The following is a 25,883-nucleotide window of genomic DNA, read 5'->3' as shown; positions in this document are numbered from 1 at the left end:
CGATAGAGGTGAGTTGTCATGGTTGAATTAAATCAAGTCTGTTACCGAACATTCCATTTGGACAAACCTTGGACGATGGCTGCCTATCAGAGTATCGGTGGTTACAGTGCATGGCAGCGCATTCTGAAGGAACAAACTCCGCCTCAGCAGATTATAGAAGAGCTAAAGACCTCAGCACTACGTGGGCGCGGCGGCGCAGGATTTCCCACTGGACTTAAGTGGAGTTTCATGAATCGTAATTCTCCCGTGCAAAAATACGTGGTATGCAATTCTGACGAAGGTGAACCAGGCACGTGCAAAGACCGCGAAATTCTAGCGTTAAACCCTCATCAATTGATAGAAGGAATGGCTATTGCCGGTTATACAATGGGGGCGACTGTAGGGTATAACTATATCCGGGGTGAATTTTGGCTTCCTTTTCAACGTATGGAATCAGCATTAAAAGAAGCTTATGCTGCTGGTTTTCTTGGAAAGAACATTTTAGGTTCAGGAATTGATTTTGATTTATATAACCATCTAGGTGCTGGAGCTTATATTTGTGGTGAAGAAACCGCTTTATTAAATTCCCTTGAAGGTAAAAAAGGACAACCACGATTTAAACCTCCCTTCCCTGCCAATTATGGTTTGTATGGGAAACCTACTACCATCAATAATACAGAAACATTTGCTTCCGTTCCCGTTATCATGGAGAAAGGAGGGGAATGGTTTCTTAAATTGGGTAAACCTAATAATGGTGGTACAAAATGTTTCAGTGTTAGTGGTCATGTTAATAAACCTGGTAATTTTGAAATTCCTTTAGGAACTCCGTTTAAAACACTATTGGAGTTAGCTGGTGGAGTCAGAGAAGGACGTAAGATTAAAGCAGTTATACCTGGCGGAACCTCTATGAAGGTATTACCAGGTGATATCATGATGAATTTAGATATGGATTATGACAGCATCCAAAAAGCAGGTTCCGGATTAGGCTCAGGTGCAGTAATTATAATGGATGAAACCACTTGCATGGTGGATGCTCTATATCGCATCTCTGAATTTTACATGGATGAATCGTGTGGTCAATGTACTCCCTGTCGAGAAGGTACGGGGTGGTTGGTTCGGTTAATTCATAGAATCAAGGACGGACATGGGGAACCAGGGGATATTGAAAAATTGGCAAACGTTGCAGATAAAATCGAAGGACGTACCATTTGTGCTTTAGGGGAAGCAGCGGCTTGGCCCGTACAAAGTTTCGTAAAGCATTTTTATCATGAATTTGAATATTTCATTAAGCATAAACGCTCGATCGTTGCAGCATAATTGAGAAGGTTAAACAATGGCTACCATTGAAATCGACGGTAAAACATTTGAAGTTGAAAACGGCAAAATGATAATTGAGGTTGCTGATGAGGCAGGAATTTATATTCCTCGCTTTTGCTATCACAAGAAGCTTTCAGTAGCTGCGAATTGTCGTATGTGTTTAGTAGAGGTTGAAAATGGCCGTAAACCCGTGCCAGCTTGTGCAACTCCAATTACAGATGGAATGAAAGTTTTCACAAAATCTGAGGAAACACTTCGTTCACAAGAAGCCGTGATGGAGTTTCTTCTTATAAACCACCCACTTGATTGCCCTATTTGCGATCAAGGTGGTGAATGTGAATTACAAGATATCTCAATGGGCTTTGGTTATGATTCTTCTGAGTACGAAGAAAGTAAACGGGCAGTAGAGGATGACAATCTAGGTTCACTGATCGCAACGGAAATGACCCGTTGTATTCACTGTACTCGATGCGTTCGCTTTGGTGAAGAAGTTGCTGGAGTAAGGGAGTTAGGTGCAACAGGTCGCGGGGAAGCAATGCAAATTGGCACTTATGTGCAACACAGTATGACTTCAGAAGTCTCAGGGAATATTATTGATCTTTGTCCTGTCGGTGCCCTGACTTCAAAGCCATTTCGTTTTACAGCCAGAGCCTGGGAGCTTGTCCAGCATGATAGTGTCGCTCCACATGACTGTTTGGGTTCAAATATCCATTTGCACGTACGTAGGAATGAGCTTATGCGCGTTGTTCCACGTGAAAATGAAGCAATTAATGAGACCTGGCTGTCTGATAGAGACCGCTTCAGTTATTTAGGCTTAAACCATGAAGCCCGTGCCAGTCAACCTATGATTAAGCGTGATGGGCAATGGCAGGTTGTAGATTGGTCAACCGCGTTGAAATTCACTGCTGATGGTATTAGCCGGGTAATTAAACAACATGGTCCAGAGCAGTTTGCAGCCTTCGCCTCACCCTCTTCAACTTTAGAAGAGTTCTATTTACTACAGAAACTAATGCGAGAGCTTGGTGTTAATAATTTGGATCACCGTATTCAACAAGTGGATTTTCGTGATCAAGCGATGCAAGCAACGATGCCTGGTAGTTCACTGAACTATTCTGGGTTGGAAAATTTGAGTCATATCCTTTTATTAGGTAGCAATATTCATCGTGAAGTTCCTCTGGCTGGTGTAAGGGTACGCAAAGCTTTCCGTAATGGTGCCAAGATTTTTGCCATTAATCCTGTGGATTATGATTACCATTTTGAATTGACAGGGAAAGTTATTACATCCCCTCAGGAATTGCCAATGCAAATGGCGAAATTGTTGTTAGCCATAACAGAAGATGCCAGTCAATTGCCAGAGGCAGTTCAAAAATTATTGCTTGGTCTGCAGCCTGATAAAACTATGTTGGCTATGGCAAACGCTTTACGACAACCTAATGCAGCGATAATCACAGGGGCGATATTTGAAAATCATCCTGATGCTTCTTTACTGCGAACCCTGGTCAATCAAATAGAACAACAAGGCGTTCGTGTTCTACGGTTAACAACAGGTTCAAACAGTACCGGTGGCTGGTTGGCAGGGATGTTACCGCATCGCACAATAGCAGCCAGAGAGATTGAGTCTCCTGGATTAGATGTTCAGGCAGCATTGAATGCCAAGCTAAAAGGATACTTTCTTTTGGCAGTAGAGCCTGGCTACGATTTTGCGAATCCTTATCGAGCTCGCCAATCAATGCTAGGCGCGGAATTTGTAGTAATGTTATCTGCATTTCAACATGAGTCCATGCAGGATTATGCAGATGTAATATTACCAATAGCGCCTTACGCTGAAACTTCAGGCACTTATATTAATGTTGATCACACGTGGCAAACAGTAAAAGGTGCCCTATCTCCTCATGGGGAAGCAAGGCCAGCATGGAAAATATTAAGAGTTTTGGGTAACTTGCTGCAATGTAAACATTTTGATTATCTTTCATCAGAAGATGTTTTGCAGGAAATCAAATCTTTAGTCAACATGACTACGGAGGTAAAATATCAGCCCTATTATCCAGAATCCTTGCCTTTAAATAATCAAGAATTGGTTCGGGTTGGCGAATGGCCATTGTACCGTTCAGATATGATTGTACGACATGCTCAAGCGCTACAAGTTTGTGCTGCTACAGAAACGGCATGTATAAAAATTCATCCGACAACGGCAGATAGATTGAAATTAGATGGGGTTGCTACTGTATCTCAAGGTGATATTGAGATAACATTGCCGCTTAAACGAGATGAACGAATAGCCCCCGATGTGGTTTGGGTGGCAAATGCAATGCCAGAAACAGTCGATCTAGGGCACTCTTTTGCTGCAATAACAATAAAGGGTTAGGATAAAAACATGCTACAAGACATTGGCATCTTACTATGGATCATAATCAAAATTGTGATCATCGTTGTACCGCTGCTTTTAGCAGTAGCTTATCTAACCTATGCTGAGCGGAAGGTTATCGGTTATATTCAAGTCCGAATTGGACCTAATCGAGTTGGTTGGCGAGGGTTGACCCAACCTTTTGCTGATTTACTTAAACTAATAACCAAAGAAATTATTGTTCCAACAAAATCAAATAAATATTTGTTTGTAATTGCCCCTTTATTCGCGTTAGCGCCCGCATTGGCGGGTTGGGCTGTGATTCCATTTTCTGAAGGCATTGTTTTAGCCAATATTAATGCAGGGGTCTTATACTTATTTGCGATGAGCTCACTAGGGGTATACGGTGTCCTCATTGCTGGTTGGGCTTCCAACTCTAAATATGCCATGTTTGGGGCATTAAGAAGCGCTGCGCAAACTGTTTCCTACGAAATCGCAATGGGATTTTCATTTGTAGGTGTTTTATTGGCAGCAGGCAGCATGAATTTAACTGATATTGTCATGTCGCAGCAGGGGGGGATATGGCATTGGTGGTTTTTACCATTATTACCTCTTTTTGTTGCTTTTTGGATTGCAGGTATTGCAGAAACCAATCGTGCCCCATTCGATTTGGCAGAAGGCGAATCAGAAATTGTTGCGGGGTTTCATGTTGAATATTCAGGTATAGGATTTGCTCTGTTTTTCCTTTCTGAATACGCCAGTATGATTTTAATTTCTACAGTGATTGCCTTGCTCTTTTTGGGAGGATGGTTATCTCCTTTTGAAGGTATACCCGTATTAAACGATATTTTCTTTGTGGTACCTGGTTTTATCTGGTTGTTGATGAAGGTCGCATTTTTCCTCTTCGTGTATTTATGGATTCGTGCAACCTTTCCGCGTTATCGCTACGATCAGTTAATGCGTTTAGGATGGAAGGTGTTGATCCCGGTCACTATAGTTTGGGTTATTGTTACTGCCTTAATGGTAGTAGCACGGCTAAAACCATGGTTTTAACCAGTCTTAATTGAGCAAGCTAATGAAACAAGCATATCGATATATTAAACACTATCTGCGCAGCTTTCTGCTTTGGGAACTATTTAGTGGTTTGAAATTAACTGGCAAGTATTTTTTCAAAAAGAAAATAACGGTGCAGTTTCCTGAGGAAAAAACACCATTGTCCCCACGTTTCCGCGGAATGCTGGCTTTAAGACGTTATCCCAATGGGGAGGAAAGATGCATTGCTTGTAAATTATGCGAAGCGGTGTGTCCAGCATTGGCTATTACGATTGAGTCCGAACCACGTGAAGATGGGTCAAGACGCACTACACGGTATGATATTGATATGTTTAAGTGTATCAACTGCGGCTTATGCGAAGAGTCTTGTCCCGTTGATTCGATTGTTGTAACACCAATTCATCACTACCATATCAGCGAACGTGGGCAAAATATTATGACAAAGGAAAAACTGCTGGCTGTGGGTGATTTGATGGAAAAAAAATTGGCCGCTGATAGAGAAGCCGATAAAAAATGGCGCTAACGGGGTGAAAAATGCATGAGCTATTGTTACAAATAATATTCTATATTTTTGCTGGATTAGCTTTGCTATCCGCTTTAATGGTTATTACTCAAAATAATCCGGTTCGCTGCGTCTTGTTTCTGGTTGTAACTTTTTTTGCCAGTTCAGTGTTGTGGATTATTGCCGAAGCAGAGTTTTTAGCACTTATTTTGGTTCTCGTCTATGTGGGTGCGGTAATGACACTGTTCCTATTCGTAGTGATGATGCTTAACATAGACATTGAGTCAATGAAGTCTCATTTTGTTCGCTATCTTCCTTTCGGCTTAATTTTAGTGGCATTACTCACTGGATTACTCTTAATTGCAATGCCAGAAGAATCCTTTAACAAAGCAGTAGAAGTTGTAGCAACGACCTCAACTGCAGCAACAAGCGCAGACGATGAACATTATATCGCCCCGCTGAAACCAATCTCTAATACTGAAGAAATTGGGCTGGTTCTCTATACCGATTATATTTTTGCCTTCGAAGTTGCGGCGGTATTATTATTGGTTGCTATTGTTGCTGCAATCACTTTAGCCCATCGAGGAACTATTCGATCCAAGCGCCAGGATATTACCAAGCAAATCATGACACGTCCTGAAGATAGGCTTGACCTTATTACTATGAAATCAGAGAAATAACCAGGAATAAATTAATGATCCCAATTAATAATTATCTGATATTAGCCGCAATTATGTTTGGTTTAAGTTTGGTCGGTATAATGCTTAATCGCAAAAACGTTATATTATTGCTGGTCTGCATTGAATTAATGTTGTTGTCAGTCAACACAAACTTTATCGCTTTTTCCCATTATTACGGTGGTGTAGCGGGCGAAGTATTTGTCTTTTTTATCTTAACGGTTGCTGCTGCAGAAGCAGCAATAGGTTTAGCGATTGTAATGTTGCTCTATCGTAATCGGGGCAATATTGATGTTGACAAGATGAATCATTTAAAAGGTTGATAACGTGAGTATACAACAGCTATGTCTCGTAATTGTTCTAGCACCTCTGGTTGGTTCAGTGGTTGCTGGTTTTTTTCGCAATCAAATCGGCCGCGTTGGGGCACATTCTGCGACCATCGTTGGTGTAGGTTTATCATTAATTTTATCAATTTATGTGGCTGCCGAAATTCTAAGCGGTAGAGTAGATACTGTAAATGTCAATCTTTTTACCTGGGCTAGTGGGGGGACGTTGTTTCCATATGCATTTCATATTGGATTTCTGATTGATCCGCTCACCGTAGTCATGCTTGTGATTGTCAACTTTGTCTCTCTCCTCGTACACATTTATAGTATTGGCTATATGGTTGATGATGATGGATATCAACGTTTCTTTAGTTATATTTCCTTATTTACATTTATGATGCTTATGCTGGTTACTGCCAATAATTTCTTGCAGCTATTTTTTGGTTGGGAAGGTGTAGGTTTGGTTTCTTACTTGCTTATCAGCTTTTGGTATTATAAAGAGTCAGCTATTGAAGGTGGATTGAAAGCATTCATTGTAAACCGTGTAGGCGATTTTGGTTTTGTTTTAGGGATAGGAATGGTTTTGGCCTATACAGGAAGTCTCGATTATGAAACTGTTTTTCGTAGTGCAAATGTTCTGGCTGGCCAGACAGTAGAACTATATGCCGGTCATTCATGGTCGTTGATTACAGTAATCTGCCTGTTGCTCTTTGTAGGTGCCATGGGTAAATCTGCCCAGGTTCCTTTGCATGTTTGGTTACCGGAATCGATGGAAGGTCCCACTCCAATTTCAGCATTAATCCATGCTGCCACCATGGTGACTGCTGGTGTATTTATGATTGCGCGAATCTCACCTTTAGTAGAATGGTCTACTACAGCGCTTAGCACAATTTTAGTTATCGGTGCGACAGGTGCATTATTTACAGGAATTTTAGCCATAGTAATGAATGACATTAAACGAGTAGTGGCTTATTCAACGCTGTCACAATTAGGCTACATGATGGTCGCTATGGGAGCATCTGCTTATAGTGCTGGCATGTTTCATCTACTGACACATGCCTGCTTCAAGGCGTTATTATTTCTTGCTGCAGGTTCAGTAATTATAGGTATGCACCATGAGCAGGATATGCGTAAAATGGGCGGGCTCTGGAATAAAATGCCGATTACGTATATTACTTTTTTTATCGGGGGCCTTGCGCTATGCGCTGTTCCTCCCTTTGCTGGTTTTTATTCGAAAGATACGATTATCGAAGCAGCCAAACTTTCTGAAATCCCGGGTAGTGGCTATGCATACTTTTGTGTAGCACTGGGAGCCATGGTCACTGCGCTTTACACGTTTCGTGCTTTATTTATGACATTCCACGGGAAACCTAGGATGGATGAACATACTCTCTCACATCTCCATGAGTCCCCTTGGGTAGTATGGCTTCCACTCGTTTTGCTGGCTATCCCATCCATAATCTTAGGTTATGTGCTTTATATGCCTATGCTCTTTGATACCCCTACATTATTAGGCAAGTCATTATTCGTGCTACCTCAGCATAATGTTCTCGGTGAAATTGCCAAAGAAGTTTCTTCGCCCTGGCAAGAAGCTTTACATGCGGTAACGACACTAACTTTTTGGATAACAATGGCAGGTATATTAATTGCTTGGATTTGCTATATCGCCTTTCCTTCCATCCCTGCTGTTTTATCAAGAAGATTATCTTGGCTCTATCGTATTCTTATTAATAAATATGGATTTGATGCCTTTAATAACCTTGTGATTGTTCGTGGCTCAAAAGGACTAGGGCGTTTCTTTTATAATACCGGCGATCAAAAGCTTATTGATGGCCTGATAGTGAACGGAACTGGTCGTACAGTAAGATGGTTTGCGCAAAGAGGACGCGCTATGCAAAGTGGTTATCTGTATCATTACGCAACTGTAATGGTGTTTGGTCTGTTTATTTTCTTATGCTGGTTGTTACTAGGCTGATTATAAGGTGAAGGTATGCATCATTTGCTCAATTTATTGATCTGGTTGCCTATCATCGGTGGTGTGTTTGTATTCCTCACTGGTGATGATGATAATCCTAATGTGTCGCGTTATTTATCTCTTTTTACCGTATTGTTAACGCTGGTTATGTGCATTCCTTTAATTGCCGGGTTTGATGCTAATGCTTATACAATGCAATTCGTAAACGAATACCCATGGATGCCAAGTCTAGGAATTAATTATAGCTTGGGGGTTGATGGTTTATCACTGTTACTCATTGTATTAAGTATATTTACCACCCTCATTGTTATTTTAGCAACATGGAATAGTATTCATAAGCGTGTAGCTCAATACATGGCTGCGTTTTTAATTATGCAAGGATTCCTGGTGGGAGTATTTGCATCTCTGGATGCGATTGTTTTCTATATTTTCTGGGAAGCAACGCTAATTCCGATGTACTTGATCATTGGTATTTGGGGTTCTGATAATCGGGTGTACGCAGCGATTAAATTTTTTCTCTATACTTTTTTAGGTTCTGTACTCATGTTGGCCTCTTTCTTATACATGGGTTATATCGTTGGATCATTTAAGATTGAAACGCTGTATGCAATTAAACTAGGCATGACAGCTCAAACTCTAATTTTTATTGCTTTTTTCCTTGGATTTGCAATTAAAATTCCCATGTTCCCAGTCCATACATGGTTACCTGATGCGCATACAGAAGCACCAGCGGGTGGTTCTATTGTGCTTGCGGCTATATTGTTGAAGCTGGGAGCATACGGCTTTATACGTTTTGCGTTACCAATTGTACCGGATGCGTGCAGTAAATATGCAATGTTAATGATTGCCTTATCGCTTATCGCGGTAGTTTATGTGGGCTTGGTAGCAATTATCCAACAAGATATGAAGCGATTGATTGCCTATTCTTCTATTTCCCATATGGGATTTGTAACACTCGGTTGTTTCTCTATTTTTTCCATTGCTCGTCAATCAGGTGTACCGAATGCTGCCTTGGTGTTGGAGGGGGCAATTATAGTAATGATTTCCCATGCGTTTGTATCAAGCGCAATGTTCGCGGGAGTTGGTTTTATTTATGATCGTATGCACACCCGACAAATCAAAGATTTTGGAGGTATTGTACATACTATGCCTATTTTTGCTTCATTCTTTATGTTGTTTGCCATGGCTAACGCAGGCTTGCCTGGAACATCTGGCTTTGTTGGCGAATTTATGGTTATTTTAGGAGCAGTAAAAGCCAATTTCTGGATTGCATTTTGGGCTGCAACCACTCTTATTATTGGTGCTGCTTACACATTATGGATGTACAAACGAGTAATTTTTGGTCCTATTGCTAATGATAAAGTAGCGGCGCTTAAAGATCTCACCGGGTTTGAAATAAGCGCTTATGCCTTATTGGCTCTAATGGTAGTTGGAATGGGGGTTTATCCAAAACCCGTACTAGATTATGTGCATCAATCTGTAAGCCATACACTGGCTGAAGCAAATAAATCAAAATTATAACTAGCAAGGTTAAACTGACATGACAGCATTATTAGAAAATCTACACATTGCTTTGCCTGAAATGATTATACTAATTACAGCTTGTGCCGCCTTGCTGGCTGATTTGTTTTTGCGTGAACGTTTTGCTTCCATAGCATTTATTCTCGCAGAAATCGGTTTGGTTTTGGCTGCTGTTGTTAGTTTCCTATTCTTGGGTAGTTTTAAAGTCACTATTTTAGGTGGATTATTCATCAGCGATGATGTGGCTCAGCTAATGAAATTATTCATATATCTGAGTGTTTTCCTCTGTTTTCTATATTCAAGGCATTATCTTGAAGAGCGTCAAATTCCTGCAGGGGATTACTATGTTCTGGGCTTATTTTCTACACTAGGAATGATGGTTTTGGTTTCAGCGCATTCGCTACTGACTATTTACTTGGGATTAGAATTACTTTCACTCCCCCTTTATGCAATGACAGCAATTCGACGTACTAATAGTGATGCCTCTGAGGCAGCCATGAAATATTTTGTTATGGGGGCTATTGCTTCAGGAATGTTGTTATATGGCTTGTCTCTGGTATATGGCGCTACTGGAAAGCTAGATTTAATGGATATAGCCAATGCTGTAGCTGCTAACTGGCAACAACAGAACACTCTGCTATCTTTTGCACTCGTGTTTATTTTGGCTGGGGTTGGATTTAAGCTAGCCGCAACACCATTTCATATGTGGGCCCCCGATGTCTATCAAGGAGCACCAACCTCGGTTACCTTATTTTTAAGCTCTGCCCCCAAAATTGCTGCAATAGGTATGGCATTGCGTATTCTTACTATTGGTTTACCCGATGCATCCGCGCAATGGCAGCAGATATTAATTGTTATGGCTTTATTATCTACAGGTTTGGGTAATCTCCTCGCGATAACACAATCCAATATAAAGCGCTTATTAGCTTATTCAGCCATTTCTCATGTGGGTTATGCATTATTCGGTATTTTGACAGCTACTGCAGCTGGTTATGCAGCAGCACTTTACTATGTACTTGTATATTCAATAATGACAGTGGCCGCTTTTGGTCTAATCGTTTTATTATCTAGAAATGGGATTGAAATAGAGGCTGTGGATGACTTAAAAGGATTAAATAAACGTAACCCATGGATTGCCTTCATGATGCTTATCGTCATGTTTTCAATGGCGGGTGTTCCACCTACAGTCGGTTTCTTTACAAAATTGCTCGTTCTCAAAGCACTGGTTGATGTCCATCTGACCTGGCTTGCAGTATTCGGATTACTCTTTGCAGTAATAGGTGCCTATTATTATGTCCGTATTGTAAAAGTAATGTACTTTGACGAAGCTACGGACACCACCAATATAACCTTATCTACAACTATGAATTTAATTTTTTCTGCGAATGCTTTGTCCTTGCTGTTTCTTGGAATATTTCCTGCCGGCTTAATTAATGCCTGTCTAAGTGCATTCTCCTAATTTAGATAATGGTAAACCGCTATTTAAAATGGCGGTTTATCGAAACCAAGTACTAAAGATACACAATAGGTGATTTTCCTTCTAGAAGGTTGGTGGTACTGCATTTTCTTACTGTTACCTCGTATGCCAAATTAACATTAGATATGTTAGCGGTTACTTTGCAATCCACTATGGTAGTCCCAGCAAAAACTACCGTGTCCAGAGTGCATATCTTTATTATCATTTTCCTGATAATAGCCCCCGAAAATTTACAATTAACAAATTTGACGTTCTCGAAACCAGTATTTTCAAGTATAGGCTTGATGAAATCAGTGTTTCGAAAGGTTATTTCAAACCACTACTTGTTCAAAGTTAGCACCTATAAAATTGCAGCGATTAATCGTGGATACGTTTATTTTAGTAAATTTAAATATTCCATTTCGGGATTCCTGCAAAAAATAAGGCGCATTGTTCAGGCATAATATTCTTTTATGTGTACCCCTTTAAACTACGGGGGATAAGCAATTTTTTGTTTGTGCGCATATTTTTTATTATTTGCTATAATAATTGCTAAAATTTGCAACAACATAGCTGCATTTCAGGTAAATTAAATCTTAAAAGTTTCAGATACACCCTTATTTGTGCGAGAAGAGTGAAGCTGCTGCAATATAAACTAAAAAAAACTTGATAACTGGGAGAAGGGTGAGTATACTTGCCTTCAGTTGATGCGGGGTGGAGCAGCCTGGTAGCTCGTCGGGCTCATAACCCGAAGGTCGTAGGTTCAAATCCTGCCCCCGCTACCACTATTAGAAACCCCATTTATGGGGTTTTTTATTATGTTTAATAAGTGTGGCAATTGATACCGTGGTTGAACAATTGCACAAACCTGCTTTCTCTGAAGGGTATCTGCACAATAAAGAAAGGAGTTATGCTAGGCGCGTCAGGTTCATCAAAATTCAGATGAAAATTCATTCCGAAAATAGTGCCTGCTTGGAAAGAAAAGAGTAGGTAGCCGAGTAGCATATGATAAAAAGCGAAATTGAACAATTGTTAAAACCTTTGGTTGAGGATTTAGGGTACGAATTGTGGGGCTGTGAGTACTTATCTCAGGGAAAGCACTCCTTGTTGCGTATTTATATTGATAAAGAGAATGGTATTAGCATTGATGATTGTGAGCGGGTGAGCAAACAAATTAGTGCATTACTGGATGTTGAAGATCCTATTCCTGGTAACTATAGTTTGGAGATATCTTCACCAGGAATTCCTCGTCCTCTATTCCATAAAGAACAATATAAACGATACATAGGCCATGATGTTCAGGTCAAAGTATTTAAACCAGTAAATGGTAGTCGTAAATTATCTGGGACCATTCTTTCAGTAAATGAAGATACTTTACTATTGAAAATAGGTGACGAGCAGCTAGAAGTACAATTTCCCCAAATAGTAAAAGCAAATTTGACAGGCGAGTGAGGCGAACAATGAGCAAAGAATTGTTATTAGTTGCTGAGGCATTATCTAATGAAAAAGGTGTAAGTAAAGATGTTGTGTTAGAAGCTATTCAATCAGCACTTGAATCCGCTACTCGTAAATTGACTGATAAAGATATCGGCGTAAGAGTAAAAATGGATCCTAGAACTGGTGACTATGAAACATTTCGCTATTGGGAAGTGGTTGCAGATGATGAACTTGAATTTCCTGAGCGTCAGATTACATTGTCTCAGGCGAAGGAACGCTCGCCCTCAATAACACTGGGTGAGCGTATTGAAGAGCCGATGCCTTCCGTTGAATTTGGTAGAATAGCTGCTCAAACTGCTCGCCAGGTAATTATACAGAAAGTTCGTGAAGCAGAGAGACAACAAGTTGTTGATCAATTTAAAACTAAATTGGGTCAACTCATTTATGGCACAGTAAAAAAGGTAACTCGTGATAATATTATTATTGATTTAGGCGGTAAGGCAGAAGCCTTCATGCCGCGAAGCGAAATGTTACCTAATGAAATGTTTCGGCCCAATGATCGCGTGCGTGCTTATCTTTATGAAATAGTACCGCAGGCAAGGGGTCCTCAGTTGTTTGTTAGCCGCATTCGTAATGAAATGCTAATCGAGTTATTCCGTATTGAAGTTCCAGAAATTGGCGAAAATATTATTGAAATTAAAGCAGCTGCACGTGAACCTGGGAATCGCGCTAAAATTGCGGTTAAAACCAATGATGGACGAATTGATCCTGTAGGCGCGTGCGTAGGTATGCGTGGTGCCCGCGTTCAAGCAGTCTCCAGTGAGCTGGGTGGTGAGCGTGTCGATATTATATTGTGGGATGATAACCCTGCTCAATTGGTTATCAATGCAATGGCGCCTGCAGATATTACTTCTATAGTCGTGGATGAGGATACTCACACAATGGATTTGGCAGTTCAAAAAGAACAGCTATCTCAGGCCATAGGACGTAGTGGTCAAAATGTTAGATTAGCCAGCCAACTTACTGGTTGGACGCTTAATGTGATGACTGTTGAAGAATTTAACAGTAAAAGTCAGGAAGAATCCAGTAAAATTATTAATTTATTTACTGCTTCACTTGAAGTGGATGAAGAGATAGCAAATCTTCTCGTAACCCATGGTTTTTCATCATTAGAAGAAGTTGCTTATGTCCCTAAGGAAGAATTACTGGCCATTGAAGAATTTGACGAAGAAATTGTTGATGAATTACGAAGCCGAGCTAATGATATTTTGCTAACCCAAGCGTTAACTTCTGGGCAAGACTTACCTGGCACTCCTTCTGAGTCATTATTAAGTATGGAAGGAATGACAGAGTCACTGGCGGCAAATTTGGCAGCCAAAGGAATTACAACTATGGATGAGTTGGCAGAGCAATCTGTTGACGAACTTCTGGATATTAAGGGCATGACGGAAGAAAAAGCCGCTGAACTTATTATGAAAGCACGCGAACCGTGGTTTCAATAATCGATCGATGATCGAATAAGACGGTACAAGAGCAGGATAAATCAATCCTGCACTAGAGAAATTTTTTCGAGCTTATCAAAATGCACATGCAATTTTGATTTAAGTAGCATAAAGCTTGAAACATTAGAATTTTTTAGAGCAATTTCTTATTGGAATTTGCTGAAAGGGGGTAAATTATGGCGGATGTGACGGTTAAACAATTGGCTCAGGTCGTTGGTATCCCTGCTAAACGCCTATTAGATCAGTTACAGGAAGCTGGTTTGGCTTTTACTGATGATAATCAGACATTAAATGAAGACCAAAAACGAATTTTATTAAACCATCTCAATGCAAATCGAGAGGTTCGAACTGCCCCTGAGCGTATTACTTTAAAACGTAAAAGTTTGACTCAAGTCACTGTTGGTCATGATATTCATAGTGGTAAAACAGTTAATGTTGAAGTACGCAAAAAAAGAACCTATGTAAAACGAAGTCTGCTTGAACAGTCGCCTGAAACAGAGGCCGATGTAGAATTGGAACAGGCAGTTTCGGAAGATGCTCATACAGAGACTTTGGAAGACACGAACGTCGCAGCACAGGCTGAAAAGGCATCAGTTGCGACTATTCAAGATGACTCTGTCAAACAAGAAGGGCAACAAGCGGCAGCAGTTGAAGAGGCCCGGGAAGAAATTCCGGAGGAAGAAATAGCAGACGCAGCTCTTGTAACTCCCGTTACCCCTGAGAAAGATATTGTTGAGAAATCTGCAAATCCGTTGGAAGAGAAAACAGATAAAGCCACTAAGAAAAAACATCATGATAAAAAAGAGACTGATTTAGATTCTGAGTTTAAACGTGGAAAAAAGAAAGGCAAATATGTAACTCCAGAACAGGACGAAGAAGAGCGCTTGATGCATGGCCGACCTAAGCGTAATAAGCCCAAAAAACGTAAAGGTAATGAAAAATCTGAAAAATATAGAGAAGCAGAAGAGGCACTCACGCATGGCTTTGCGATGCCAACCGCTCCTGTTGTAAAAGATATAGCCATCCCTGAAACAATTACTGTGGCTGAACTTGCTAAACGTATGTCTGTAAAAGCGGCTGAAGTAATTAAAGTCATGATGGGACTTGGAGCAATGGCTACTATTAACCAAGTTATTGATCAAGACACTGCAATAATAGTCGTTGAAGAAATGGGCCATAAGCCTCATCCTCTCAAAGAAAATGCCATTGAGGATACGTTGGGCGATGTGATTAGTCAGGGTAGCCACAGCGAATCACGAGCGCCTGTTGTTACCATTATGGGACATGTCGATCATGGTAAAACTTCATTGCTAGATTATATTCGCCGTACCAAGGTTGCTGCGGGTGAGGCGGGTGGTATTACCCAACACATTGGTGCATATCATGTAAGCACACCTAAAGGTGACATTACCTTTTTGGATACCCCTGGCCATGCTGCCTTTACAGCCATGCGTGCTCGTGGTGCACAGGCTACGGACATCGTTATTCTTATCGTTGCTGCTGATGATGGTGTTAAACCACAAACAGTTGAAGCAGTCCAGCACGCGAAAGCTGCCAACGTGCCGATTATTGTTGCAGTAAATAAAATGGATAAACCGGATGCTGATCCTGACAGAGTTATGAATGAACTTTCGGCCTATGAGGTTATTCCTGAATCGTGGGGTGGTGATACCATGTTTATGCAAATTTCAGCAAAAACCGGGACAGGGGTAGATGAGCTTTTAGATGCAGTTTTATTGCAATCTGAAGTATTGGAATTAAAAGCCCCAACCGATGGTGCCGCTAAGGGTGTTGTTATTGAATCAAGATTAGATAAAGGACGTGGTCCGGTTGCAACTGTATTAGTACAAAGTGGTACTTTACGCAGAGGAGACATACTTCTAGCTGGTCTGCAGTACGGACGCGTTCGAGCACTGGTAAGCGATAATGGTACACAAGTAGATGATGCTGGACCTTCCATCCCAGTTGAGGTCCTTGGTTTATCCGCTGTGCCGCATGCGGGTGACGAAGCTGTTGTTGTTCCGGATGAAAAACGTGCACGCGAAGTCGCATTATTCCGTCAGGGCAAATTCCGTGATGTTAAATTAGCAAGACGACAAAAATCTTCTCTGGAAGGTATTTTTGAAACGATGGCTTCAGCTGAAACAAAAGTGTTAAACATTGTTCTTAAAGCAGATGTTCAAGGTTCAGTAGAAGCAATCGCCGATGCCCTGGTGAAACTTTCTACAGATGAGGTTAAAGTAGAAATTATTGCTAGTGGTGTAGGAGGAATTACTGAGTCAGATGTTCACTTGGCAATTGCCTCAAATGCTATTTTGATCGGCTTTAATGTTCGTGCCGATGGTGGTGCAAAACGTCTTGCAGAACAAGAATCAGTTGCATTGCACTATTACAGTGTGATTTACGATATTGTGGATCAAGTAAAAGGTGCTTTATCAGGCATGCTGGCACCACAATTTAAAGAAGAAATTATTGGTATAGCTGAAGTGCGAGATGTATTCCGGTCGCCAAAACTTGGTGCTATTGCAGGTTGTATGGTAGTCGAGGGAGTCATTAAGCGAAATAATCCTATCCGTGTTCTTAGAAATAATGTGGTTATTTATGAGGGTACATTAGAATCACTTCGTCGCTTTAAAGACGATGTAATTGAAGTTCGCCAAGGTTTTGAATGTGGTATTGGTGTAAAAAATTACAATGATGTTAAACCTGGTGATTTAATCGAGGTATTTGAAACTGTTGAAATTAAGCGGGATTTATGAGGAACGACTTTAAGCGAACTGATCGTATTGCAGGATTGATGCAGCGTGAACTTTCGCAACTTATTCAGCAAGAAATTAAAGACCCGCGGTTACCTGCTTTTGTCACTATTTCATCAGTAAAGGTGTCTGCAGATTTGGGGCATGCTAAAGTTTATTTTACTGTGTTGAATAATGAAATTGAGTTAACTACGTCTATTCTTAACGCGGCAGCCAGCTATTTACGTACGGCTCTTGCCAAGTCAGTAAAATTACGGACAGTGCCACAACTTCATTTTGTTTATGATGAATCTATAGAATATGGCAAAAGGCTGAGTCGCTTGATTGACGAAGTAAACCCAGACAATGACGATGAGCAAGATTAGTAATGAACAAGCGATTAATGGTATTTTGCTTGTTAATAAACCTCAAGGACTTTCATCCAACGCGGTATTGCAACGAGTAAAGCGACTATTCCGTGCAAAAAAAGCAGGGCATACGGGTAGTCTCGATCCATTGGCAACTGGCATGTTGCCTGTTTGTTTAGGTGAAGCGACCAAATTTTGTCAGTTTTTATTAGATGCTGATAAAGTTTATGAGGCAACTGCTCTTTTAGGTATTAAAACAGATACGGGTGATGCTTTGGGTCAAGTTGTTGAACAACGAGAGAATTTCGTTGTCAACGAATTGGAACTCCAAAAGGCCATGCTACAATTTACAGGCCCTATCACACAAATACCTTCGATGTTTTCCGCATTGAAACATAAAGGGGTACCTCTTTATAAATATGCAAGAGAAGGCATTTCGATTGAGAGAGAAGCTCGGAATGTCATGATTTACCAACTGGATCTCACTGCAGTTTATGAGAACAGCTTCGATATTAGGGTTTCTTGTAGTAAGGGAACTTACATTAGAAATTTAGTGGAGGATATTGGTGATTATCTTGGTCCAGGGGCCCATGTAAGTCGGCTACATCGTGTGTATACTTCAGGTTTTCAGGGTGAGGTAATGTACAGTTTAGATGACTTGCAAGAAAAATCGTCTTCTGAACTATTGACTTGTTTATTACCGATGGAGCGTGCTGTAAGTCATTTCCCAGCAGTTGTTTTAAAGGAAGATGAGGTGCTCGCATTACGTCAGGGAAAAGTACTTAAAAACACCAATATTATCGTTCAAGATTTTGAAAAATATTTGCGGTTGCATAATGAGGCAGGCCAACTTATTGGTTTAGGAAAAATCTTTTCAGGTGAGTTATCTGTAAAGCGACTATTGACAGAAGAGGCAACCAAGGCTATTTTTTAACGGTTGTATAAAATTTTCACCGAATTGGGATTTAATAATACTCGATAAATATTGCACAAATTATTAACTAATACTTGTGTCTTAAAGCATGCCTTGGTAGAATGCTTCCCTTTAAAAGAACACTGGCTTATCTCTAGGAGTGAATATGTCGCTAACTAGCGCACAAAAAGCAGAAATTGTTAAAGAATTTAAACGTGGTGATAAAGATACTGGTTCACCTGAAGTTCAAGTTTCACTAATGACTGGTCGTATTAAATACTTAACAGATCATTTTAAAGACCATAAAAAAGATTTTCATTCTCGACGTGGCTTGCAGGAATTGGTTAACAAACGCCGCAAGTTGCTCAAATACTTGAAAAGAACGGATGAAGCTCGTTATCAGACTCTGATTCAAAGCTTAGGCTTGCGAGATTCATATTAATCGTTGGAACCACACCATGGGACTAACTTTACGCAATTCTTAGTAAGAATAAAAGGGGCGCAGTTTTCTGCGCCCTTTTTTTTCACTACTATGATTTAAGGGGTAATTTACGTGGCTAAAATCACAAAAGAAATACGTTTCGGTGAGCACACACTTGTGCTAGAAACTGGTGAAATAGCAAGACAAGCGGATGGTGCTGTTTTTGCTAATATGAATGGTACTCAGGTATTGGTAACAGTAGTAGGTAAAAAAGAGGCTGCTGAGGGCAATGACTTTTTTCCCTTAACCGTTAATTACCAAGAAAAGACATTTGCTGCAGGTAAAATTCCAGGTGGTTTTAACAAGCGCGAAGGACGGCCTAGTGAACATGAAACTTTGGTGTCGCGTTTAATGGACAGGCCGTTACGTCCATTATTTCCTGATAATTTTTACAATGAAGTACAAATCATTGCTACAGTGATGTCATTAAATCCTGAAGTACCGGCAGATATCGTTTCCATGGTTGGGGCATCAGCAGCATTGGCAATTTCAGGTATCCCTTTTCACGGACCAATTGGTGCTGCACGTGTAGGTTATAAAGATGGCGTTTATTTGCTTAATCCAGGCTACAAGGCGCTTGCCCAATCTCAATTGGATTTAGTAGTTGCTGGAACATCAGATGCTATTCTAATGGTAGAGTCTGAAGCCAGTGAATTAAGTGAAGAAATTATGCTGGGTGCCGTTCTATTCGGTCATGAAATGATGAAAAATGTCATTAAAGGCATTAATGAATTAGCAAAAGAAGCAGGCAAACCAGCCTGGGATTGGACCCCACCGGCCATTGACACAATATTAGAGCGCCGTATTAGCGAATTGGCAAGAATGTCCATTACAGAGGCGTATCTCATTAAGGATAAATTGCAGCGCCGACAACAATTAGCTACTGTTAAGCAGCAAACTTTGGATGCTTTGATCAACGAGCAGCCCGAAATTAATATTGCTACTGCAACAGAAATGCTTAGCGCTTTAGAAAAAGATGTAGTTCGACAACGTATTCTTGATGGTGAGCCACGTATTGATGGTCGCGATCAAAAAACCGTACGGCCAATTAACATCCGCACGAAAATACTCGAAAGAACGCATGGTTCTGCCTTGTTTACTCGTGGTGAGACACAAGCCATTGTGGTGGCTACCTTAGGTAATGACAGAGATGCGCAACTTCTAGATCAATTAACGGGTGAAACCAAAGACAGATTTATGCTCCATTACAATTTCCCACCCTACTCTGTGGGTGAGACTGGTATGACAGGTAGTCCTAAGCGTCGTGAGATTGGTCATGGTCGCCTAGCTAAACGTGCATTGATGGCCGTGTTACCTTCGCAAAGTGAATTCCCTTACGTCTTGCGTGTTGTTTCTGAGATTACAGAATCTAATGGTTCAAGCTCAATGGCCACAGTCTGTGGTACTAGTTTGGCTTTAATGGATGCTGGTGTTCCATTAAAAGCACCTGTAGCTGGTGTGGCGATGGGTTTAATCAAAGAAGGTGATCGCTTTGCAGTATTAACCGACATTCTTGGTGATGAAGATCATCTCGGGGATATGGATTTTAAGGTAGCAGGAACCGAAAAAGGCGTCACGGCTTTACAAATGGATATCAAAATTACTGGTATCACCAAAGAAATTATGGAACAAGCTTTAGATCAAGCCTTGGCAGGACGTACTCACATTCTTGGTGTAATGAATAACTCTCTCTCTGAACATCGTGAGGAATTGTCTCAGCATGCTCCAAGAATCACGACCATGAAGGTTGCTGAAGACAAGATACGTACTATCATTGGCAAGGGTGGGGCGACCATTAAAGGTCTCAGCGAAAGTACTGGTGTATCCATTGATATTGATGACAGTGGAACTGTGCAATTATTTTCACCTGATGCTTCAGCGCTTGAAGAAGCTCAACGTCAAATAAAAGCTTTGATTGCTGAAATTGAAGTAGGACAAACCTATAACGGCAAGGTTAGCAAAATCGTGGACTTTGGTGCCTTCATTAACTTACTACCAGGTAAAGATGGGTTACTGCATATTTCACAAATTTGCAGTGATCGTTCCCAAAAGGTTGAGGATATCTTAAAAGAGGGACAAGAAATTGAGGTATTCGTGGCAGGTGTGGATAAGCAAGGTCGTGTCAAACTTGAGTGGAAGGATAAACCTCAAGCACCAGCTAATCCAACGAGTGAGGAAAAAGCTAAAAAATCAGAAGAAGCAGAAAACATTGAAAAAGCCGATGCAAACGAATCGGTCACTGCTGATGCTGAAAGCTATCCTTCTTCTACAGAAGAAGAATAATAGATTAGGTTTGACCTTCATTTAGAATCTGTAGCCCGGTGACGTTGAAACACGGTAACCGGGTTTCTTATGCGTGCGCAATTTGTTTTTAATTAACATCAATTATTTTTTTATTATAGTGAAGTGGAGTGCCATCATAGAATGCCTGCAAGAAATTATTATTTTTTGTTAATCACACCATTTAACTTAATATTCGTAGAAGAAAAAAAATAAGCTAAATCATTCATCTCATAGAGTTTAATCTTAGCGTTAATTAAATTAAATTTAACTTGGGCTGTTGCTTGTTCTCTCTGGTTAACTAGGAACAGTGTGCTATCTCCCTCATAAAATTTCTTAGCTTCACCGGTTTGAACGCGTTGGGCTAGATCTAATTCTTTTTTTAAGAGCTCTACCTGACGTTCATAAGCTTTTATTCCTACAAACAGGTTATTAAGTTCGATTTTTAATTGTTCGTATAAAAATTTTCTCTCCGCTAAAACTTGCTGTAATTCACTATTAGTGGATATTATCCTGCCTTTTGCCTCACGTTGTAGAAGTGGGAATTTAAAAGATAAACCTACCATACCTGCTTGAGGGATTAATTGTGGATACCCACCGCTTCCTTCTTGCTTGAAGGTGTAAGCTGTTGCATCAAGATTAGGAAGTAAATCATTTTGAGCCAAATTTCTTTTTAATTTAAGCACCTCAGTGTACTCATCAAGTTTTTTGAGGAGGGGATGATTTTGTAGTTGCCCAAGGCTTGTAGCTATTTGTGCCGGTAATCTGGATAAAAATTGAGGTATTACACTGGGTAACGCTATTTTAGGTTTTCCATCTTTACCACGATAATACAATGATAAATTGATTGCAGCTTGTTCAAATACCATCTTACTTTGATTTAGCAATTGCTGACGCTGCATAATTAATTGTAAATTTTCACTGACGGAAAGGGTCGGTAAGTCACCTCTCTCTGCCTGTTTACTGATTGCATTTTGCCTCACTTTGGCAAGTTTTAATAATGCTTCAAAGTTTCTTAGTTGCAAACCAGCTTCCACCCACCTCCAATAAGCATTAATCGCTTCTTTATAGATTTTAATTTTTGTTAATTGAACCTCTTGTAGTTTTACCTGGATCAGTTGCGCCTTGGATAATAACTCGGTTCTTTCTTTATCAATTCTTCTATCTTTTAGTAAAGGTAAGGATAAACCAGCCCTATACTCACCGCCTGAATTCGTTAAATAATTTTGGTAATAAATAGGCCAATCTCCCCTGCCTAATCGATATCCACCAAAGAATTTAATTCCATTGTACATCGTAGGAATATTAAATTGACCGTCACCGTAATTATTTACATACCCGCCGAATGGTTGTGAACGTGTATTAATATCTAAAGATGGATCAAACTGTCCAACTGCGCTTAAAAAATCACCTTGGGCTTTGTTTATTTCAAGCTGAGCAATTCTTATTTGTGGATAAAAACATTCCACACTCGATAGAACGTCTTTCAATGTTAGAGATTCTTTTGTAAAAGCGTTGAATGACATTAATAGTAATAATAAAAAATATTTCTTTCTTTGCAAAATAGAATACATCATTGCTGTGCTGTCCCGGCAGAATAGCTTTCTGGGGGGAAACCATTAAATTGCCGCCAAAGTTCATACCATAGAGGCACTTTGCCAAGCTGTATCCACCCGTGTACTTTAACACCTTGTCGTAAAAATTGTTTGTCGGGCCAAAGTTCATCAGGGGTAATAACTACGCGAAACATACCCGAGCCATTATCAATTGGATCAATAAAGGATACTACTCCTCCAAAAGTACCTACTGCAATTTCAGGCCAGCCATAAAACTGAACAGCTGGCCAACCTTCGAATTGAAGACGTGCTTTCTGATTTAATCGAACAAAGGGAATATCATTTCCATCTACCCATAGTGCAACTGCTCGCGATTGCGTGTCTGGAATAATCTGTGCAAGTACATCACCGGCCTTGACCACAACACTTTCTTGTCCTGTAAGTCGTTTATAAATAGTTCCTGTAGCATGTGCTTTAATTAACTGCGTTTTTTGTCTGGCTATGCGGACATCGATATCCACTTTATCAATATTTGCTTGCGCAAGTTCATTTTGATATTTCGCATATTCTATCTGTGCCAATTCGTACTGACGTTTTGAATTAATACCCTCTTTATATAGCCGTTTTTGTCTAGCTAAATTTGCATTACTTGCAGTAATAGCCTGTTTGGCCGATTGAATACGAAGTAGAATTGCTTTTTTTTCTGTTTCCAAGCGACTTAATAGTTCAGGGTCATTATCTGAGATTTCAACAATCGGATCACCGGGTTTCACTTGCATCCCTTCATCAACAAACCATTGCTTTATACGTCCATTAATAGGGCTATTCACCGTATGTGCTCGCTCATTGGGCGAGAAAGCAATAACTTGCCCATTGCCGAGTGCAAATTGTTGCCAGGGAACTGCGCCTAAAAGTAATAAAAACAACAATAATACAAGCAAAATTACTTTGGCCACTTTATGCGGCCGAGGTAGTTTTTTAATCATTGCATAAGCATGTAATTTCATGAGTGTAAGACCAAATGATTATCAAAGTAATGAAATTGTTGATTATGGGTAACCAAAATGAAAAGTGTGTTTTCTAAAGTTAATAATTTCTCTATTAATCCACGAATTTCTACCTCATTAATTAAATCAAAGGCTCTATCAATGATTAAAATTTTGGGTTTAAGCAAAAGAGCTCGAATAATCATAAGTTTAATCATTTCTAATTCGGTAAATACTGATTGCCAGTCATAAATGACAGTGTCAACTTCAGCGGGGAGCTCCATAATTTTTTCAAGTAATTCAAGGTCTTTTAACTGTTCTATTATTGTTTTTTTGTCAATTCGATGATTAAGTACCAAATTGTCATAGATGCTTCCGGCAAACCATTGTGGTGCTGCTAAAAATAAACTGTATTGACGTAGCATCATAAGATGTGACTGGGAACATTTGATATGATTAACAAATACTTCAAAATCCTCTGCTACCGTAAAGCCTAGGACATTTTGAATAAATTGTTCACAATATTCAGGGGTTTCTGAGTAAACCTCTAAAGGCCTATCATAGGTTACCTGGGCAGAGTTTTCCTTAAATTTAACCTTCATGTGAGTGGCTGGAAGAAAAATTTCCGGTGATGAGCCTTTAGATGACTCGGTTGGTAAATAAAGGACATCATCAATTTTATTTGCTGAGGCAACTAAGTCATAATAGTTTTCCATTAAGGCACCAAATCGCTTAAAAGCGTAAATTAAAGCACCTAAAACAATTTCAGCCGCAACTAACTGTCCAAGACTAAGCTGGTTGTGAATAACAAGATACCCTCCAACGCCCAGAAGAAGACTACTTGCTAAGGCAGAGAGAAAATAGAAACCGAGTTGATGTTTTATCAATTGCTTAAAATGAGTGTTTCGTGCTTTAAGAAATCCAACTAACTTTATGTCGGTCTCTTTGGTTGCATATTGGTGATATAAATTAAAACGAAAGAGGAAACGATTAATTAGAATTTCTTCTAGCCAAGCACCAATCTCATGCTTTTGGGTACACTCTTTCTTTGCACTCGAGGAGGCTTTTTTGTAAGGAATAAAAATGACTAAAAAAATCCCCAAGAGCATAAGAAGATCATAAGCCAAGAAAAGTGGATGATAAATTAGTAGAAGAAGAAGGCCAAAAAAAAGCTGTAATCCCAAATTAATTCCATAAAAAAGCAAATTTGCCAATGATTTATTGATTGAAACAATCTCAAAATAGCGATTAACCAATTCTGGGCCATGATGGGTTGAAAAGGTATTTAACGAAAGATGGGTAAATTGTTTGGTCAAGGCTAGACTGATTTTTACCATTAATTTTTGTTGGATTATTTCAATAATGACGGCTTGCCAAATATGAAGTGCCCCTAATCCAATCATTAAAATAAACACAATTATAGATAATGTGAGTAATGGTTGTAATAATTTGCCGAAAGCAATTAAATTAATCAGAGTTTGAGCGGCAATAGGGATGCCCAAATAGAGTATGCCTGAAAAAGTGCTCATCATTCCTATAGACAAGATGGCTGACTTATCCAGGACATCATAAATTGAAACAATTTTTTTCCTTTCCATGGGCGCCCTTAATGCTTTAATTTTTTTAAAATAAAAAATTCCAAAGAATCAATCGCTTTATTGGTTTCCTCTTTTTTAAGTAGTGAGACATGAAGATCAGTCAATCTGGGTAAAAAGTGAAAATCCAAGCGATCTAAGTAAACAGGAATTAAACTTCGCTGAATTGCAGTGATACCTAATCCCGCACGCACGGCAGCCATTTTACCTGCATAACTGGAGCTACTGTAAACAAGTCGCCAATTTATTTTTTTTTGATTCAAAGAGTCAATAACATTTCCACGATAAACACAGGGGGCAGGAGAAAGCACCAATGGAAGTGGTGCTTCTGGATTCCAGGAAGAAAAAAGCTCTAGTTTTCCTGCCCATTCAACAGGTTCGTTCCAAACGGTAATACCTTGCCCGACTTCATGGCGCTTGTTAGTTTTTATCAGAATTAAATCAAAATATCCTTGATTAAAACGTTCTAGTAAATTGAGGGTTAGATCACATTCAACATTCAGTAAGACTCTAGGATGAAGTCTTGAGAATTCTACTAAAACATCTGATAAAATCATCGAAGCGAAATCTTCAGGAAGTCCAAGCCGTAATTCTCCCTCAAGTTCTGGCGCCTTAAACCGATCAATCGACTCTCTTTGTAATTCGTAAATTCTTTTAGCATAGCCTAAGAATAATTCTCCATCTGAGGTCAACGATAACTCTTTGCCACGAAAAAAAAGAGGTTTTTCAATCATATTTTCAAGTTTGGCAATTTGCTGGCTGACTGCAGATTGAGTACGTCCAACACGAAGTGCTGCCTTTGTAAAACTTAACGTCTCAGCTACTGCTAAGAAACATTGTAACGTGACTGTATCAAGAGACATTAGAAATCCTAATTATA

At 39.8% G+C, this 25,883-nt stretch carries 19 protein-coding genes, 1 tRNA gene and 2 pseudogenes; 18 read left to right on the top strand and 4 right to left on the bottom strand.

The window, feature by feature from the left end:
• Nucleotides 1–18 precede the first annotated feature (18 nt).
• From nuoF to pnp, 18 genes and pseudogenes are all read left to right on the top strand, one after another.
• Complete coding sequence (gene nuoF / locus Ljam_RS08395; protein ID WP_058449595.1) at nt 19–1,296, top strand: NADH-quinone oxidoreductase subunit NuoF; 1,278 nt, start codon at nt 19–21, stop codon at nt 1,294–1,296.
• Nucleotides 1,297–1,312: 16 nt separating this feature from the next.
• Nucleotides 1,313–3,661 carry an NADH-quinone oxidoreductase subunit NuoG gene (nuoG, locus tag Ljam_RS08390; RefSeq protein WP_058449594.1) on the top strand — a complete coding sequence of 783 codons (2,349 nt, stop codon included), beginning with the start codon at nt 1,313–1,315 and terminating at the stop codon, nt 3,659–3,661.
• Nucleotides 3,662–3,670: 9 nt separating this feature from the next.
• Entirely contained in the window at nt 3,671–4,693 is a 1,023-nt protein-coding gene (nuoH, locus tag Ljam_RS08385) for an NADH-quinone oxidoreductase subunit NuoH (protein ID WP_058449593.1), read from the top strand.
• Nucleotides 4,694–4,715: 22 nt separating this feature from the next.
• Nucleotides 4,716–5,216 (top strand): NADH-quinone oxidoreductase subunit NuoI, encoded by a 501-nt coding sequence (gene nuoI, locus Ljam_RS08380; RefSeq protein ID WP_058449592.1) that lies wholly within the window; start codon nt 4,716–4,718, stop codon nt 5,214–5,216.
• A gap of 11 nt (nt 5,217–5,227) precedes the next feature.
• A complete protein-coding gene (locus tag Ljam_RS08375; protein ID WP_058449591.1) occupies nt 5,228–5,875 on the top strand; it encodes an NADH-quinone oxidoreductase subunit J in 648 nt (215 codons plus the stop codon).
• Nucleotides 5,876–5,889: 14 nt separating this feature from the next.
• Nucleotides 5,890–6,195 carry an NADH-quinone oxidoreductase subunit NuoK gene (gene nuoK, locus Ljam_RS08370; protein ID WP_058449590.1) on the top strand — a complete coding sequence of 102 codons (306 nt, stop codon included), beginning with the start codon at nt 5,890–5,892 and terminating at the stop codon, nt 6,193–6,195.
• Nucleotides 6,196–6,199: 4 nt separating this feature from the next.
• The gene (gene nuoL, locus Ljam_RS08365) at nt 6,200–8,173 is read left to right on the top strand and encodes an NADH-quinone oxidoreductase subunit L (protein WP_058449589.1); all 1,974 of its coding nucleotides are present in this window, start codon (nt 6,200–6,202) and stop codon (nt 8,171–8,173) included.
• A gap of 15 nt (nt 8,174–8,188) precedes the next feature.
• Nucleotides 8,189–9,694, top strand: coding sequence for an NADH-quinone oxidoreductase subunit M (locus Ljam_RS08360; RefSeq protein WP_058449588.1), 1,506 nt, complete (start codon nt 8,189–8,191; stop codon nt 9,692–9,694).
• A gap of 19 nt (nt 9,695–9,713) precedes the next feature.
• Nucleotides 9,714–11,153, top strand: a complete 1,440-nt coding sequence (nuoN, locus tag Ljam_RS08355; RefSeq protein ID WP_058449587.1) for an NADH-quinone oxidoreductase subunit NuoN — start codon at nt 9,714–9,716, stop codon at nt 11,151–11,153.
• A 705-nt stretch (nt 11,154–11,858) separates the two neighbouring features.
• A tRNA-Met gene (locus tag Ljam_RS08345) sits at nt 11,859–11,935 on the top strand.
• Nucleotides 11,936–12,155: 220 nt separating this feature from the next.
• Nucleotides 12,156–12,602, top strand: a complete 447-nt coding sequence (rimP, locus tag Ljam_RS08340; RefSeq protein ID WP_058449585.1) for a ribosome maturation factor RimP — start codon at nt 12,156–12,158, stop codon at nt 12,600–12,602.
• A gap of 8 nt (nt 12,603–12,610) precedes the next feature.
• A complete protein-coding gene (nusA, locus tag Ljam_RS08335; protein ID WP_058449584.1) occupies nt 12,611–14,089 on the top strand; it encodes a transcription termination factor NusA in 1,479 nt (492 codons plus the stop codon).
• Between the two features lie 176 nt (nt 14,090–14,265).
• Nucleotides 14,266–14,638, top strand: a pseudogene (locus Ljam_RS15645) (translation initiation factor IF-2 associated domain-containing protein); the annotation flags it as partial.
• A gap of 221 nt (nt 14,639–14,859) precedes the next feature.
• Nucleotides 14,860–16,848 (top strand): annotated as a pseudogene (gene infB / locus Ljam_RS08330) (translation initiation factor IF-2); the annotation flags it as partial.
• The gene (gene rbfA / locus Ljam_RS08325; RefSeq protein WP_058449582.1) at nt 16,845–17,210 is read left to right on the top strand and encodes a 30S ribosome-binding factor RbfA; all 366 of its coding nucleotides are present in this window, start codon (nt 16,845–16,847) and stop codon (nt 17,208–17,210) included. The pseudogene infB and the gene rbfA, both read left to right, overlap by 4 nt.
• The gene (truB, locus tag Ljam_RS08320; protein ID WP_058450768.1) at nt 17,197–18,126 is read left to right on the top strand and encodes a tRNA pseudouridine(55) synthase TruB; all 930 of its coding nucleotides are present in this window, start codon (nt 17,197–17,199) and stop codon (nt 18,124–18,126) included. The genes rbfA and truB overlap by 14 nt, the downstream gene beginning before the upstream one ends.
• 145 nt (nt 18,127–18,271) lie before the next feature.
• Complete coding sequence (gene rpsO / locus Ljam_RS08315; protein ID WP_058449581.1) at nt 18,272–18,547, top strand: 30S ribosomal protein S15; 276 nt, start codon at nt 18,272–18,274, stop codon at nt 18,545–18,547.
• Between the two features lie 111 nt (nt 18,548–18,658).
• On the top strand, nt 18,659–20,869 hold the full coding sequence (gene pnp / locus Ljam_RS08310; protein ID WP_058449580.1) for a polyribonucleotide nucleotidyltransferase: 2,211 nt from the start codon (nt 18,659–18,661) through the stop codon (nt 20,867–20,869).
• Nucleotides 20,870–21,027: 158 nt separating this feature from the next.
• On the opposite strand, the gene Ljam_RS08305 is transcribed toward pnp, so the two are convergent.
• The 4 genes from Ljam_RS08305 to Ljam_RS08290 are packed head-to-tail and all read right to left on the bottom strand — an operon-like array spanning nt 21,028 to nt 25,866.
• Nucleotides 21,028–22,443, bottom strand: a complete 1,416-nt coding sequence (locus tag Ljam_RS08305) for a TolC family protein (protein ID WP_082651604.1) — start codon at nt 22,441–22,443, stop codon at nt 21,028–21,030.
• On the bottom strand, nt 22,440–23,429 hold the full coding sequence (locus Ljam_RS08300; protein WP_058449579.1) for an HlyD family secretion protein: 990 nt from the start codon (nt 23,427–23,429) through the stop codon (nt 22,440–22,442). Before Ljam_RS08300 ends, Ljam_RS08305 begins: the two co-directional genes overlap by 4 nt.
• Nucleotides 23,426–25,006 (bottom strand): ABC transporter transmembrane domain-containing protein, encoded by a 1,581-nt coding sequence (locus tag Ljam_RS08295; RefSeq protein ID WP_131762402.1) that lies wholly within the window; start codon nt 25,004–25,006, stop codon nt 23,426–23,428. The genes Ljam_RS08300 and Ljam_RS08295 overlap by 4 nt, the downstream gene beginning before the upstream one ends.
• An 8-nt stretch (nt 25,007–25,014) precedes the next feature.
• Nucleotides 25,015–25,866, bottom strand: a complete 852-nt coding sequence (locus tag Ljam_RS08290; RefSeq protein ID WP_058449578.1) for a LysR substrate-binding domain-containing protein — start codon at nt 25,864–25,866, stop codon at nt 25,015–25,017.
• Between the last annotated feature and the right edge of the window lie 17 nt (nt 25,867–25,883).

The sequence above is a fragment of the Legionella jamestowniensis genome (assembly GCF_001467745.1).
GTDB classification, from domain to species: domain Bacteria; phylum Pseudomonadota; class Gammaproteobacteria; order Legionellales; family Legionellaceae; genus Tatlockia; species Tatlockia jamestowniensis.
This window is presented reverse-complemented; position numbering and strand designations above follow the sequence as displayed.